The organism is Methylobacterium sp. E-005, from assembly GCF_022829725.1.
Lineage (GTDB): Bacteria > Pseudomonadota > Alphaproteobacteria > Rhizobiales > Beijerinckiaceae > Methylobacterium.
In genome coordinates, this window is sequence record NZ_JAKSYG010000204.1 from 46711 (window position 1) to 61120 (window position 14410).

The window sequence follows — 14410 nt, forward strand, 5'->3', positions numbered from 1 at the left end:
TCAGGGGAACGGACGCATTCGAGGCGTCGGGATGACCGGCCAAGCTTGACCTCGCCGGGCGGGCGGCGCTTCGTGCGGTGCAGCGCAGCCCGGTCCACGAGTTCCGATGTCCCTGAAGCCCGAATCCGAAAAGACCTTCGCGCCCGCGACGCGGCTCGTCCATGCGGGCCGGGATCCGGGTGAGCAGCACGGCTTCGTCAACACGCCGATCTATCGCGGCTCGACTGTCCTCTACCCGACCTACGACGCCATCAAGTACCGGCGCGGGCGCTACAATTACGGCACCTCGGCCACGCCCACCATGGACGCGCTGACGAGCGCCTGGACGGAACTCGCGGGCGCCGCCGGCACGGTGGTGACGCCTTCGGGGCTGGCGGCGCTGACGGTCGCGCTGATGGCCGCGGTCTCGGCGGGCGACCACCTCCTCGTCACCGATTCCGCCTACCGGCCGACCCGCAATTTCTGTGACGGCGTGCTGGCGCGCTACGGGGTCGAGGTCACCTACTACGATCCCACCATCGGCGCCGGCATCGCCGAACTGATGCGACCGAATACGAAGGCCGTTCTGGTCGAGGCGCCGGGCTCCCAGAGCTTCGAGATGCAGGACATCCCGGCCATCGCCGCGGTCGCGCATGCCCGCGACGCCTGCGTGATCAAGGACAACACCTGGGCGACGCCGCTGCTGTTCCCGCCGCACGAGCGCGGCGTCGACATCGCGGTCGAGGCCGGGACCAAGTATCTCAGCGGCGGCTCGGACCTGCTGATCGGCCTGACCTCGGCCAACGCGAAATACTACCCGGCGGTCCGGCGGACCTTCGACCATTTCGCCATGTGCGCAGGTGCCGAGGACATCTTCCTGGCCCTGCGGGGCATGCGGACAATGAACCTGCGCCTGCGCGAGCACGGCCGCGCCGGGCTTGAGATGGCCCGCTGGTTTCAGGCCCGGCCCGAGGTGCTGCGGGTACTCCATCCCGGCCTGCCGGAGGATCCCGGCCACGCCATCTGGAAGCGCGATTTTTCCGGCGCCTCCGGGCTGTTCGGGGTGATCCTGAAGCCCGTGCCGGAGGCGGCGGTCGCCGCCATGCTGGACGGGCTGGAGCTGTTCGGGATGGGCTTCTCCTGGGGCGGCTTCGAGAGCCTCGTGATCCCGTTCGACTGCGCCGGCTACCGGACCGCCACCCAGTGGGCACCCGGCGGCCCGGCCCTGCGCTTCCATATCGGGCTGGAGGACGTCGAAGACCTCAAGGCCGACCTCGACGCCGGCTTCGCGCGCCTGCGGGCCGCTTCGTGAGTGTGCCGACCCGGCGCCGCCTGATTCAGGGCGCCGGCGCCCTCGCGGTCGCACACACGCTTCCGGCCCTGGCCGGGGAAACCGACGTGACCGGGCGGCTCGCCCGCTACATGGTGGCGGCCCGGGGGCAGGATCTGCCGCCGGAGGTGCTGATCGCCTGCAAGCACCGCATCCTCGACAGCCTCGCCGCCATGGTGTCGGGCGCGCGGATGCAGCCGGGCGTGATGGCGCTCGCCTACGTGAAGGGTCTCGGCGGCACCGAGCAGGCGGGGGTCGTCGCCTCCGATTACAGGACCACGACGGTCAACGCCGCGCTTGCCAACGCCATGTGCGCCCATGCCGACGAGACCGACGATTTCGAGCCGGTGACCAAGGCGCATCCCGGCTGCGCCACCGTGCCGGCGGCCCTGGCGCTCGCCGAGCTGCACGGCAATTCCGGCGCGGAGTTCGTCCGGGCCGTGGCGCTCGGCTACGACCTCTGCTGCCGGCTGCTCCTGGCGCTCGGGCCCGACCATGTGCGCGGCACCCATCGAAGCGCGGAGGGCACCAGCTCGACCTTCGGGGCGCTCGGGGCGGCCGCGTCCTTGGCCCACCTGGACGAGCGCGGCATGCGCTTCGCGCTCTCCTACGCGGCTCAGCAGGTCTCCGGCCTGTGGAGCTGGGTGCGCGATCACGACCATGTCGAGAAGGCCTTCGACTTCGCCGGCATGGGCGCGCGCAACGGTGTCACGGCGGTCGGCATGGTCGAGGCGGGGCTGACCGGGGTGTCGGACGTGCTCGACGGCCGCCACAACCTGCTGAACGCCCTCTCGACCGCACCAAAGCCCGAGGCGATGCTGGACGGGCTGGGCAGCCGCTTCTTCGTCACCGAGACGGCGATCAAGACCTACTCGGTGGGCTACCCGATCCAGTCACCGCTCGACGCGACGCTGACCTTGCGGCGGCAGTACGGCCTGACGCCGGAGACTGTGCGCCACATCCTGGTGAAGGTGCCGACCGATGCGGTCGGCATCGTCGGATCGAGCGCCATGCCGGATGTGAGCTGCCAGCATCTCGTGGCGCTGGCGCTGGTGAAGGGCGCGGTCTCCTTCGCGGACAGCCACGATGCCGGCCTGATGCACGATTCCGCGATCGCGGCGGAACGCGCCAAGGTGGAGCTCGCGGGGGATCCCGCTTTGATGGACCCGGCAGCCCCGCGCGGCGCGATCGTCACGATCACGATGGCGGATGGGCGGATCGTCGAGCACCACACGCGGCACCCGCCTGGGACGAAGGAGAATCCGCTGAGCACGGAGGCGGTGAACGCCAAGGCGCGGGACCTGATGGCGCCGGTGCTCGGGCCGGACAAGGCCGATCGGTTGATCGCGCAGATCAACGCCCTGGAGGCGGTGGCCGACATGCGGGCGTTGCGGGCGCTGCTGGTCGCTTGAGGTGGGGCGGTACGGCGGCGCTGCAGGGCACCGAATGCCGCTCCCGATACGGCTATCTGCACCTTCAAGAGACCCGATGCATTTGACCTTCCCGCGCGATCCTGATTGACCGGCCGGGCATGACCACGAGCCTCTCCGCCGGCGGCACCGCGCGCCACGCACCCGCCGACCGGATCGGTCGCGGGCTCGACGCGCTGGGTATGAGCCATGCCCGGGCCGTCGCCGCCCTGCTGGCGCTCTGCCTGATCCTGTTCCTGCCCGGCCAGATCTCGCTGCAGCCGATGGACCGGGACGAGCCGCGCTTCGCCCAGGCCTCGAAGCAGATGCTGGAGACCGGTGATCTCGTGAATATCCGCTTCCAGGGCGAGGCGCGGAACAAGAAGCCGGTGGGAATCTACTGGGCTCAGGCCGCCGCGGTGGCGGCTGGCGAGGCGCTCGGCGTACCGGATGCCCGCACGCAGATCGCCCTCTACCGTATCCCCTCGCTGATCGGCGCCGCCGCCTCGGTGCTGCTCGCCTACTGGGCGGCGCTCGCCGTCCTGCCGCGCCGTGGGGCGCTGCTGGCCGCCGCCCTCTACGGCGCCTGCCTGATGCTCAACGCCGAGGCGCATCTCGCCAAGACCGACGCGCTGCTGGCGGCCTGCGCCACGGCGAGCCTCGGTGCGCTCGCCCGGACGTGGCTGGCCGCGCGCGCGGGCCGGCCCCTTTCAGGCCCGGTTTTCGCGGCCTTCTGGCTCGGGATGGCTCTCGGCATCCTGGTGAAGGGGCCGATGGTCCCGCTCTTCGTCGCCCTGCCGGCCCTGGGACTGTCGGTCGTCGCGCGCTCCGGGCGCTGGCTGCTGGCGCTGCGGCCGCTGCCGGGCCTCGCCCTGACCCTCGCCCTGGTGGCCCCCTGGTTCGCCGCCATCGCCTGGAAGAGCGGCGGCGCCTTCTACGCGGAGGCGATCGGACACGACATGCTCGGCAAGGTCGGCGGCGCGGCCGAACGGCACTGGGGACCGCCCGGGGCCTATACGCTCGCGTTCTTCGCGACCTTCTGGCCGGGGGCCGCCTTCGCCGCCATGAGCCTGCCCTTCGCGTGGCGGGTGCGGCGCGAGCCCGCCGTGGCCTTCCTGATCGCCGCAGTGCTGCCCGCCTGGCTGATCTTCGAGGCGGTGCCGACCAAGCTGCCCCACTACGTCCTGCCGCTGATGCCGTGGCTCGCGATCCTCACCGTGCTGGCGCTGTCGCGGGGGGCGCTGGACCCGCGCCTGCGCGGCGCGCGCCTGACCGCTTTGCTGGTGCCGGCGATCCCCGTGGCGCTGACCTTGGGCCTGTGCGTCGTCGGCTGGCGCCTCGACAGCCACACGATCCCCTGGCCGGCCCTGCCGCTGCTCGCCGCCGCCTGTGCGGTGGCGGGCCTCGCGTGGCTGGCCTTTGCGCGAGGGCCTGTGGAGGGATCCGCCGAACGCGCGCTGGTGCTCGGCGTGCTGGCCTCGTGCCTCCTCGGGCCAGCGGTGCTGGGCGTGGCGCAGCGTTCGCTGCCGGCCCTCAAGGTCTCGCCGCGCCTCGCCGCCCTGCGCGACCGGATGCCCTGCATCAATCCCGCGGTGGCGAGCCTCGGCTATCGGGAGCCGAGCCTCGTCTTCCTGATCGGCACCGGGCTCGTCCTGCCGCCGGACGGGCCGGCGGCGCGGCGATTTCTGGAGGCCGGCGGCTGCCGGCTCCTGTTCGTCGAGGCCCGGGACCGTGACGATTTCAATGCGGCCTGGCCGGTGGCGCGCGGGGCGCCGGCGCCGATGGCGGAGGTCGATGGCTTCAACCTCAACACCGGCCGGCGGGTCTTCGTGACGGCCTATGGGATGACCCGGTGAGCGAGCCCCCCCGTCTCAGCGTCGTCGTGCCGATGCGCAACGAGGCCGGCAACGTCGCGCCCCTGGTGGCCGAGATCGAGGCGGCCTGCGCGGGCCTCGCCTTCGAGTTGATTTGCGTCGATGACGGCTCCACCGACGCAACCCCGGTGGCGCTGGCGGCGGCGCGGGCGGGGCGGCCCTGGCTCCGGGTGCTGCGTCATGCCCGGGGTGGCGGCCAGTCGGCGGCAGTGCGCAGCGGCGTCCTGGCGGCCCGGGGCGAGACCGTCGCGACCCTCGACGGCGACGGCCAGAACGACCCGGCCTTCATCCCCGCCCTGCTCGCCGCCCTCGACGAAGGCGGCCCCCGGGCCGGGCTTGCCCAGGGCCAGCGGCGCGGGCGCAAGGACGGGCCGTTCAAGATGCTCCAGTCGCGGATCGCCAACGGTGTGCGCGGGCGGATCCTGAAGGACGCCACCCGCGACACCGGCTGCGGCCTCAAGGTGTTTCGCCGGGCGGTGTATCTCCGTCTGCCCTATTTCGACGCCCTGCACCGGTTCATGCCGGCGCTCGTGGCCCGGGAGGGCTTTTCCGTAGTCCACCGCGACGTGGTCGACCGGCCGCGGTTGACGGGCGTCTCGAATTACGGGCTGTTCGACCGCCTCTGGGTCGGGCTCCTCGACCTCGCGGGCGTCTGGTGGCTGATCCGGCGCAAGCGCACCGATCCGCGCCCGGAGGAGATCGCCGCCCCGGCCGGGACGCCGGCAGATCAGGACGTCGGATGCTGATCCAGCTCGCCCACGACCTGCCGGACTACTTCTACGACGTCTTCGTCACCCGGATGGATTTCTGGCTGGTGTTCGGCATCGTCGCCCAGGTCGTGTTCGGCTCGCGCTTCATCCTGCAATGGATCGCCAGCGAGCGGGCGGGGCGCAGCGTGATGCCGCTGTCGTTCTGGTTCCTGTCGATCGTCGGCGGGCTGATGACCCTGGTCTACGGCTTCGTGCGGCGCGAGCCGGTGATCATCATCGGCCAGGGCCTGTCGACCGGCATCTACCTCCGCAATCTCGCGCTGATCTTCCGCGAACGCCGCCGCAGGCGGAGCGGGGCATGAGCCGCGCGCCACTGCCGGGTTTCTACGATGACCTCGATGCCAGTTTCGCCGAACTCTGGCGGCTCCTGGCGGAGGGAGCCGCGCTGGGGCGCAGCGGATTCCACCTGCCGGCCCTGGCGACCCTCGGTGCCGATGGTGCACCGCGGCTGCGCACCGTGGTGCTGCGCGAAGCCGACGCGGCAACCGGCACCCTCCGGTTCCACTGCGACCGCCGCTCCGACAAGGCGACCGAGATCGCCGCGCACCCGGCCTGTGCGCTCATGGCCTACGATGCAGCGGCCAAGATTCAGATCCGCCTCGAAGGCCGTGCCACCCTCCACACCGACGATCCCGTGGCCGAGGCAGCCTGGGCCGGATCCCGGGCGATGAGCCGGGTCTGCTACGCGGCCGAGCCCGCCCCCGGCACCGCGCTCCCGGCCGGGGACGCCTACAGCCTGCCGGACGAGGTTACCGCCGCGACGACCGGCCGGCCGCGTTTCGCCGTCGTGCTGATCCGGACCGAGCGGCTGGACCTCCTCTATCTCGACCGCCGCGGCCATCGCCGGGCGGCGTGGCATCGGAACGCCGCCGGCGGCTGGCATGGGACGTGGCTCGCACCCTGATCGGGCGACGCGAATGGCAGGTCGCGTCAACGGCGCCCCCTTGGTCGTCCGTCCGTCGGACCGGACCCCGCCGCTCACAGCCGCGTCCGGCAGCGACCGCCGGGCGAATGAATCTCCGGGCGAGTGCTCGACGGAACAAGTCCACCGCGAAATCCAATCACCCGCCGCGTCCGCACAGTCTCATTCTAGATCTATAAGAAACGACTGTCCTACCCGATCTGTATCAGACTATGTTTTGCCATCCTGAGGTGGCGGGCCGATCGACACTGCCTTTGCCCGGATCGCAAGCACATCGCGGCGTCAGATTTTTGTCGATTTGTTTATTGTGCGGGATATAAGCTGCGGCAGCCCCGGAGCCTTGGCCGTGAATCGTTTCTACAGAAATTCCATATCCCTGAAAATTGCATTCGCCTTTGCCTTCATTGCCGCAAATTCTGTCGGATATCTCTACTATATCTCGAAGCGCATGGTCGCGGCTGACGCGTCGTATGGTGCTTATCTGGGCAACGATGCCGCGGCCGCGACAATGGCAGCACGCCTCGGCCGCACCGTCTACCAGATGAGCTACGTGGCCTTCCGCGCCCTCGGCGAGGCCGATCCGGACGAGTCGGATCGGGTGGGCGCCGGGTTCGAGCCGCTGCCGGCCGAGGCCGGCAAGCTCATCACGGGCGTGCGCAGCTACGCCCCGGCGGCCTTCCACGACCGGACCGAACGGATCGCCGAACTGGTCGAGACCTACGCCAAGCTCACCGGCGAGATGTGCATCATGGCCAAGAGGGGCCAGAGCGCCCAGGCCCTGACCCTCGCGCACAAGAAGGTCGATCCTGTCCAGAAGACGCTGTTTGCCGAACTCGATGCCTTCGCGACCGATCTGGGCGCCGCGATCGAGAATGGCGCCGCGGCGCTCAGTGCCGACACCCGGACGACCCTGTACTGGGTGATCGGCTCCTCGGCCGCCGGCATCGCGATCAGCATCCTGCTCGGCCTTCTGCTGGTGAATCAGGGGGTCACGCGCCCGCTCGGCCGGATGGCGTCCGCCCTGAAAGCCATGGCAGACGGGGAGCTCGGCACGGACGTGCCGGAGGCGCGGCGGAGGGACGAGATCGGCGCCATCGGCAAGGCCGTGGAGGGCATCAAGGCCCTGGTCTCCCGCAACGCCGCCGAGCAAGCCGAAGCCAAGCGTCTGACCGACGAAGCCGCCGCCGCCGATCGCAGCCGGACCTTGATGGCCTTCGCGGACGGCTTCGAGGCCACGGTGGGACGGATCATCGGCCTCGTCTCCACCTCGGTCGCCTCGCTGCAAACCACCGCCCGGACCATGACCGACACCGCCGCGCGCACCGCCGACCGGTCCACCACCGTGGCGACCGCCGCCGAGGAGGCCGCGACCAACGTCAGCACGGTGGCGAGTGCGGCCGAGGAACTCGGCTCCTCGGTCCTGGAGATCGGCCGGCAGGTCAGCGGCTCCGCATCCCTCGCGCAGAACACCGTCGCGGAGGCGGACCGGACCGCCGCCCTGGTACAGGAGCTGAGCGCTGCCGCCGGCAAGGTCGGCGCCGTCGTCGAGCTGATCGCCGCCATCGCGAGCCAGACCAACCTGCTGGCGCTGAACGCCACCATCGAGGCGGCCCGGGCCGGCGAGGCGGGACGGGGATTCGCCGTCGTGGCCGGCGAGGTGAAGGCGCTTGCGGGCCAGGCGGCCCGGGCGACCGGGGAGATCTCGGATCAGATCGGCCGCATCCAGGGGGCGACCGGGCAGGCGGTTTCGGTGATCGCGACGATCACGGCGCGAATTCGCGAGATCGACGCGGTGTCGACCTCGATCGCGGCCGCGGTGGAGCAGCAGGGGGCGGCGACCCAGGAGATCGTCCGCAACGTCGCCCAGGCCGCCACGGGCACGAGCGAGGTCACCAGCAACATGGTGGGCGTGGCCGAGGCCTCGGAGGCGACCGGCGCGGCGGCCGATCAGGTCCTGATCGCCACCGCCGCACTGGCGCGCCAGTCGGAGGAGCTCGGCGGCGAGGTCCGGCGCTTCCTCGCCACGATCCGGGCCGCCTGACGCCGGCCGTCCGAGGGCCAGACTGTACGCCGCGCCCTGACGCGCACCGGCCCTCCGCATGGTATCGCCGTTTCGATGGGGCCCGAGCGTCCGGAACGTGCCCGCGCCCACGATCGGATTGTGAAATCAACAGACAACCCGATTACGGGCGCACAACTTTTCTCCGATCCCGAATATAATTTGCCAAAATTCTAAAATTGCCAATATCAGTTTACAACTGGCACCAAGATATTTTATTTGAGCGCAGTCCGATTTGAGAAATATCAACCCTATGCATTGTAACAGCTCAAAACCGGCTTAATTTGGCACGGCTTGACCAAGGTCACGCCGAGGGGACCGATATGAAGTGGATATCTAGGATCAATATTTCAGCGAAGCTTTTGGCAGTCATTGCTTTAACAGGTGCAATATTTTTAGGATGCGCAGTATATACATCGAAGAAAATTGCAGATATCGATGCGGTCTACACAACGTTGCTCGATCAGGAGGCGAAGGCGGTCGTGAAGGTCGCCCGCCTGAACCGCATCGTGGCGCAGCTCGGCTACGCCGCCCTGCGCAACGCGACGGAGGCTGGCACGGCCGACGGAGTTCGCATCGGACGCCAGCTCGATGCTTTTTCGGCCGAGGCAGCAAGTCTGATCGACGGCGCCCGCCGGGAGGCCCCGACCTACCGAGAGCGCATCGATCAGATCGCCGGGCATTTCGACGCCTGTCTGCGGGCGATGCGCGCCTTGCGGGATCTGGCCGACGCCGGCAAGGCGGGCGAAGCCCTGTCGCTGGCGCGCCGGATCGCGGACGGCGTCCAGAAAGAGGTCACCGAGTCCGCCCGCCTGCTCGTGGACGACATGGATACCTCGCTTCAGAAGCGGTCGGACGATTTGACCGCCGAGGTCAACGCCACGCGCCTGTTCCTGATGGCCGTCTCGCTCATCGGCATCACCGTCGGCATGACCGCGGGTGTCCTGGTCGTCGTCTTCGGCGTCACGCGCCCGATCCGCGGGCTGGCGGCCAAACTGCAGCGCATGGCCGATGGCGCGATCGACGCCGAGATCACCGAGGCCCGACGCGGCGACGAGATCGGCGTGATCGGCCGGGCCGTCGAGGGCATCAAGACCCTTGTCGCCCGGAATGCCGCCGAACAGGCCGCGATCCGGCGCAAAGCTGATGAGGCGGCCGCGGAGGCGCGCCGCCGGGCCATGCTCGAACTCGCCGATGGCTTCCAGGGTACGGTGGGCCGGATCATCAGCTTGGTCTCCTCCGCGGCCGCCGAGCTACAGGTCACCGCACAGACCATGACGGCGACGGCGACGCAGACCGCCAGCCAGTCCACCACCGTGGCGGCCGCCGCCGAGCAGGCCGCCGCCAACGTCAACACGGTGGCGAGCGCGGCCGAGGAGCTGGGCTCGTCGGTGCAGGAGATCGGCCGGCAGGCGAACAGCTCGGCGAAGCTCGCCCAGGGCGCCGTGTCCGAGGCCGGCCAGACCGCTACTCTGGTGCAGGACCTCAGCACCGCCGCCGCCAAGGTTGGCGACGTGGTGCGGCTGATCACCGATATTGCAGCCCAGACCAATCTGCTGGCTCTGAACGCCACCATCGAGGCCGCCCGGGCCGGGGAAGCCGGGCGCGGTTTTGCGGTGGTGGCCGCCGAGGTCAAGGAACTGGCCAACCAGACCGCCCGGGCAACCGACGAGATTGCCGGCCAGATCAGCCAGATTCAGGCATCCACCGGCACCGCGGTCTCGGTCATCAGCGGGATCACCGACCGTATCCGGGAGATCGAAGCGGTGGCGACATCGATCGCGGCCGCAGTTGAGGAGCAGGGGGCGGCCACCCAGGAGATCGTCCGCAATGTCGGTCAGGCGGCGCAGGGCACCGGTGAGGTGACCGGCAACATCGCCGGCGTGGCCTCGGCGGCCACGGAGACAGGCCGGGCAGCGGACCAAGTGCTCGGCGCCGCCTCGGGATTGTCACGGCAATCCGAGCTGCTCAGCGGCGAGGTCGAGCGCTTCCTGGCGACGATCCGGGCCGCCTGATCGAAGCGGGGCCGGCACAGGCGGGTCGGGACAAGCGGCTCGGGCTCTGGATGCCGGCGCTGCGTCCGCCCCCCTGTCCGGCACGGGTCGTCGGGCGTACAGCCCGGGCACCGCCCGCCCGTCCGGGCCGACCGGGAGGAACCCGTGGGCCTCGTCTACGCGCTCGCCGCCTATTTGAGCTGGGGCCTGCTGGTCCCGGTCCATTTTCGGCTGCTCGGGGCCTACAGCCCGAACCATATCCTCGCCGAGCGCATCGTCTGGTCGAGCCTGTTCGCCGGCACCTTGGCGCTGGTCCTGGCGGCGCGCCACCGCCTCGTCCTGCCACGGCCCCTGCGCCCGCGCCACGCCCTGCTGGCGCTCTCCGCCGCGATGATCGGCGTGAACTGGCTGCTCTACCTCTACGCGGTCGGCAGCGGCCACCTGCTCGACGCGAGCCTCGGCTACTACATCAACCCGTTGGTCAGCGTGGCGCTCGGGCGGGTGGTGCTCGGCGAGCGCCTGCGGCCGCTGCAGATGGCGGCCGTCGCGGTCGCGGCGGCGGGGGTCGGGATCGCGGTGATCTGGGCCGGCGAGCTGCCGCTGATGTCCCTGTCGCTGGCCGTGAGCTTCGCGCTCTACGGACTTACCCGGAAGATTGTCGGCGTCGACGCGCTGGTCGGCTTCCTGGCCGAGACGCTGCTGCTCCTGCCGGCGGCGGTCGCGTGGCTCGTCCTCACGCCCGAGCCGTTCCTGCCCGCCGAGCCCGCGGGCCGCGCGCTCCTGATGCTCACCGGCCTCACGACCGCCCTGCCGCTGATCTGGTTCGCCGCCGCGGCGGTGCGGCTGCGCCTGACCACGCTCGGCCTGCTGCAATACGTCGCCCCGACCTGCCTCCTCGGCCTCAGCGTCCTGGCCTATGGCGAGCGCGTCGAACCGCACCGGGCCCTGATGCTCGCCCTGATCTGGGTGGCGCTCGTCCTCTATACCGTCGATGCCCTCCGGGGGCGGCGCACCCTGGTCCCCGCGCCGGCGCGGTCGGATCCGGACGCGATGCGTGTATAAGGCATACCGGTACGGGCCTTTCGGGGCCGGATGGGGATGATGCGCAGCCGATGAGCGAGCGATGAGCGAGAGTGAGGGCGGCACCGAGGCCGTCACGGATGCCGACTACCGGATTCTCGCCGAGACGCTGGCGCAGCTCGCCTGGATCGCCGAGGCCGACGGCACGATCATCTGGTACAACCAGCGATGGTACGACTATACCGGCACCTCGCTCGAGGAGATGCGCGGCTGGGGTTGGCGCACCGTCCACCATCCCGACCACATCGCGGCGGTGACCGAGCGCTATCAGGCCGCCATCGCCCTCGGGAGCAGCTGGGAGGACACGTTTCCCCTGCGGGGCCGGGACGGGATCTATCGCTGGTTCCTCTCCAAGGCGCGGCCGCACCGGGACGGATCCGGGCGGGTCCTGCGCTGGTACGGGACCAACACCGACATTTCCGCCCGCCGCGCCACCGAGGAGCGCCTGCGCCATTCCGAGCAGCGCTTCCGCGCGCTGGTGGACGCCTCCGCGGCCGTGATCTGGAACACCAATGCCGCGGGCGAGCTGACGCCGCCGCAGGTCCGCTGGAGCATCTACACCGGGCAGACCGAGGAGGCCTATCAAGGCTGGGGCTGGCTCGACGCGGTCCATCCTGACGACCGGGGGCAGGCCGCCGATGCCTGGGCGGCCTGTGTGGAAGCGCGCAAGACCTACGAGATCGAGTACCGCCTGCGCCGCCACGACGGTGCGTGGCGCGCCATGGAGGTGCGCGGCGTACCGGTGCTGGCCGGGGACGGCTCCCTACGCGAATGGGTCGGCACCTGCGTCGACGTCACCGAGCGCAAGGAGGCCGAGGAGGCGGTGGAGCGGGCGCGTCAGGCGGCCGAAGCCGCCAACCTCGCCAAGAGTCAGTTCATCGCCAACATGAGCCACGAGCTGCGCACGCCCCTCTCGGCGGTGATCGGCTATTCCGAGATGCTCGGCGAGGAGCTTGAGGATATCGGGCAGGCGGCCCTCCTGCCGGACCTGCGCAAGATCGAGGCGGCGGCCCGCCACCTCCTGTCGCTGATCAACGACGTGCTCGACATCTCGAAGATCGAGGCCGGCCGCATGACCGCCTCGGCCGAGACCTTTGCCGTGACCGATCTCCTGCAGGATGTGTCCGACGCCACCGGTTCCCTGGTGGAGAAGAAGGGCAACCGCTTCGTCCTTGATACGGGCGAGGCCGATCTCGGGTCGATGCACCAGGATCAGACCAAGATCCGCCAGTGCCTGCTGAACCTGATCGGCAACGCCGCCAAGTTCACCGAGACGGGCACCATCACGCTCACCGCGCGCCGCCACCGGGAGGAGGGGGCGGACTGGCTGTCCTTCGCGATCGCCGATACCGGCATCGGCATGAGCGAGGAGCAGATCGGGCGGCTGTTCGAGCGCTTCGTGCAGGCGGACGAGTCCACCACCCGCCAGTTCGGCGGCACCGGCCTCGGGCTTGCCATCACCCGCGCCTTCTGCCGGACCATGGGCGGCGATATCGGCGTCACCAGCAATCCGGGGGCGGGTTCGACCTTCACCCTCCGCCTGCCCGCGACGCTCATCCCGGAGGACACGCCGCCCACCGAGGCCGAGGCCCACGCCGTGGAGCCGCACGAGGAGCACGAGACGGTGCTGCTGGTCGACGACGACCCGGCCGCCCGGGAATTGCTCCAGCGCTTCCTGGAGCGCGAGGGCTTTCATGTGCGCAGCGCCAATGATGGCCGCGCCGGCCTGACGCTGGCCCGGGCGCTGAAGCCCCGCGCGATCCTCCTCGACGTCGAGATGCCGCGCATGGACGGCTGGGCGGTGCTGCACGCGGTCCGCAACGACCCCGACCTTGCCGGGACGCCGGTGATCATGACCTCGGTGGTCGCCGAGCAGGGCCTCGGCCAGGCGCTCGGCGCCACCGACTATTTCGTGAAGCCGATCGACTGGGACCGTCTCAAGGGCCTGATGGAGCGCTACCGGCCGGAGGCGCCGAACGAGGCGCGCATCCTCGTGGTCGATGACGATGCGGATGCCCGGGAGCGCCTGCGCCGGTCGCTCGGCCGCGAGGGCTGGATCGTCGACGAGGCGGAGAACGGCCGGATCGCCCTGGAGCGGGTGAACGAAGCGCGGCCGAGCCTGATCCTGCTCGACCTGATGATGCCCGAGATGGACGGGTTCGGCTTCCTGCGGGCCCTGCGCGCCCGGCCCGACGGCGACGTGCCGGTGGTGGTGCTCACCGCCAAGGAGATCACCCATGCCGAGAAGGAGAGCCTGACCCGGCAGGCCGACCGGGTGATCGCCAAGGGCTCGATGAGCCTCGCGGAGATCGGCCGGCAACTGCGGGTGCTGTACGCGCGTTCGGCGAACGAGCCGGTGCCGGGACAACTCCAGGGCCTGATCGCGCGGCTCGCCGAGCAGGAGACGGGGGACAGGCCATGAGCGACGATGGGATCGATCCCGACAAGGCGGTGGCGATCCGCCTGCGGGCGCGGCTGGCGGTGGTGGAGCGGGCGGCGTGGTTCGGCCTGGTCCACGCCATGAAGACGCGCCCCGCCGAGACCGAAGCCTACATCGCCTCCGAGCGGGCACGCTGCACGGACGGGTTCGGCAGCGGTGCCTGGGCGAAGGACCTCACCGACGCGGAGCGGAAGATGCTGGCGGATGAGGTCGATGCCGGGCTGGCGCAGCTGATCGAGGATGCGCGCGGGGAGGTATGAGCCGCCGTCTTTGCGAGCGGAGCGATCTTAGTGGGCCACGCTGAAAGGGCTCGCGGCTCCTTGGCTTGATTCGCTGCACTCAGTGACTGGTACGTCGGCACAGTCAAACCACGGATTCTGAAGCTAGCACGGGCCAGCCCCCGCGCACGAAACGATTGCGGTTGGCGGCCTAGCACTACTTTGGCAGATTGAAGGAACGCGGGAGGTTTTCGCGGATTCGCATGCCACGGCCATGGGCTTGGGTGCGCGCGATGTCCGGTGCTGGCGGATGGCATGAGGATCTGGATCGGTGG

General features: G+C 70.2%; 11 protein-coding genes. All 11 read left to right on the forward strand.

Translation table 11 applies throughout. The features are described 5' to 3' along the window. Window positions 1–106: 106 nt before the first annotated feature. The 11 genes from metC to MKK88_RS23540 all read left to right on the forward strand — a co-directional run bounded on the left by metC (window position 107) and on the right by MKK88_RS23540 (window position 14117). Entirely contained in the window at window positions 107–1291 is a 1185-nt protein-coding gene (gene metC / locus MKK88_RS23490; RefSeq protein WP_244004024.1) for a cystathionine beta-lyase, read from the forward strand. After that, window positions 1288–2721, forward strand: a complete 1434-nt coding sequence (locus MKK88_RS23495; RefSeq protein ID WP_244004026.1) for an MmgE/PrpD family protein — start codon at window positions 1288–1290, stop codon at window positions 2719–2721. The genes metC and MKK88_RS23495 overlap by 4 nt, the downstream gene beginning before the upstream one ends. Before the next feature lie 119 nt (window positions 2722–2840). Continuing rightward, window positions 2841–4574: an ArnT family glycosyltransferase gene (locus MKK88_RS23500; RefSeq protein WP_244004028.1), complete on the forward strand. Its 1734-nt coding sequence runs from the start codon at window positions 2841–2843 to the stop codon at window positions 4572–4574. Continuing rightward, window positions 4571–5338, forward strand: a complete 768-nt coding sequence (locus tag MKK88_RS23505) for a glycosyltransferase family 2 protein (protein ID WP_244004030.1) — start codon at window positions 4571–4573, stop codon at window positions 5336–5338. The genes MKK88_RS23500 and MKK88_RS23505 overlap by 4 nt, the downstream gene beginning before the upstream one ends. Further along, the gene (locus MKK88_RS23510; protein ID WP_244004032.1) at window positions 5332–5664 is read left to right on the forward strand and encodes a lipid-A-disaccharide synthase N-terminal domain-containing protein; all 333 of its coding nucleotides are present in this window, start codon (window positions 5332–5334) and stop codon (window positions 5662–5664) included. The genes MKK88_RS23505 and MKK88_RS23510 overlap by 7 nt, the downstream gene beginning before the upstream one ends. Continuing rightward, a complete protein-coding gene (locus MKK88_RS23515) occupies window positions 5661–6266 on the forward strand; it encodes a pyridoxamine 5'-phosphate oxidase family protein (RefSeq protein ID WP_244004034.1) in 606 nt (201 codons plus the stop codon). Before MKK88_RS23510 ends, MKK88_RS23515 begins: the two co-directional genes overlap by 4 nt. A gap of 526 nt (window positions 6267–6792) precedes the next feature. Beyond that, on the forward strand, window positions 6793–8325 hold the full coding sequence (locus tag MKK88_RS23520) for a methyl-accepting chemotaxis protein (RefSeq protein ID WP_244004036.1): 1533 nt from the start codon (window positions 6793–6795) through the stop codon (window positions 8323–8325). 341 nt (window positions 8326–8666) lie between these two features. Next, window positions 8667–10358 carry a methyl-accepting chemotaxis protein gene (locus MKK88_RS23525; RefSeq protein WP_244004038.1) on the forward strand — a complete coding sequence of 564 codons (1692 nt, stop codon included), beginning with the start codon at window positions 8667–8669 and terminating at the stop codon, window positions 10356–10358. 144 nt (window positions 10359–10502) lie between these two features. Continuing rightward, window positions 10503–11399: an EamA family transporter RarD gene (gene rarD, locus MKK88_RS23530; protein ID WP_244004040.1), complete on the forward strand. Its 897-nt coding sequence runs from the start codon at window positions 10503–10505 to the stop codon at window positions 11397–11399. Window positions 11400–11460: 61 nt separating this feature from the next. Next, complete coding sequence (locus tag MKK88_RS23535) at window positions 11461–13839, forward strand: response regulator (RefSeq protein WP_244004042.1); 2379 nt, start codon at window positions 11461–11463, stop codon at window positions 13837–13839. Continuing rightward, window positions 13836–14117, forward strand: a complete 282-nt coding sequence (locus MKK88_RS23540) for a hypothetical protein (RefSeq protein WP_244004044.1) — start codon at window positions 13836–13838, stop codon at window positions 14115–14117. The genes MKK88_RS23535 and MKK88_RS23540 overlap by 4 nt, the downstream gene beginning before the upstream one ends. Window positions 14118–14410: the final 293 nt, after the last annotated feature.

What these genes read in the sequence shown, in the direction of transcription:
- MKK88_RS23535 (WP_244004042.1), top strand. Translation starts at nt 11,461, where the DNA reads ATGAGCGAGAGTGAGGGCGGCACCGAGGCCGTCACGGATGCCGACTAC.
- MKK88_RS23510 (WP_244004032.1), top strand. Translation starts at nt 5,332, where the DNA reads ATGCTGATCCAGCTCGCCCACGACCTGCCGGACTACTTCTACGACGTC.
- MKK88_RS23515 (WP_244004034.1), top strand. Translation starts at nt 5,661, where the DNA reads ATGAGCCGCGCGCCACTGCCGGGTTTCTACGATGACCTCGATGCCAGT.
- MKK88_RS23520 (WP_244004036.1), top strand. Translation starts at nt 6,793, where the DNA reads ATGGCAGCACGCCTCGGCCGCACCGTCTACCAGATGAGCTACGTGGCC.
- MKK88_RS23540 (WP_244004044.1), top strand. Translation starts at nt 13,836, where the DNA reads ATGAGCGACGATGGGATCGATCCCGACAAGGCGGTGGCGATCCGCCTG.
- metC (WP_244004024.1), top strand. Translation starts at nt 107, where the DNA reads ATGTCCCTGAAGCCCGAATCCGAAAAGACCTTCGCGCCCGCGACGCGG.
- MKK88_RS23525 (WP_244004038.1), top strand. Translation starts at nt 8,667, where the DNA reads ATGAAGTGGATATCTAGGATCAATATTTCAGCGAAGCTTTTGGCAGTC.
- MKK88_RS23500 (WP_244004028.1), top strand. Translation starts at nt 2,841, where the DNA reads ATGACCACGAGCCTCTCCGCCGGCGGCACCGCGCGCCACGCACCCGCC.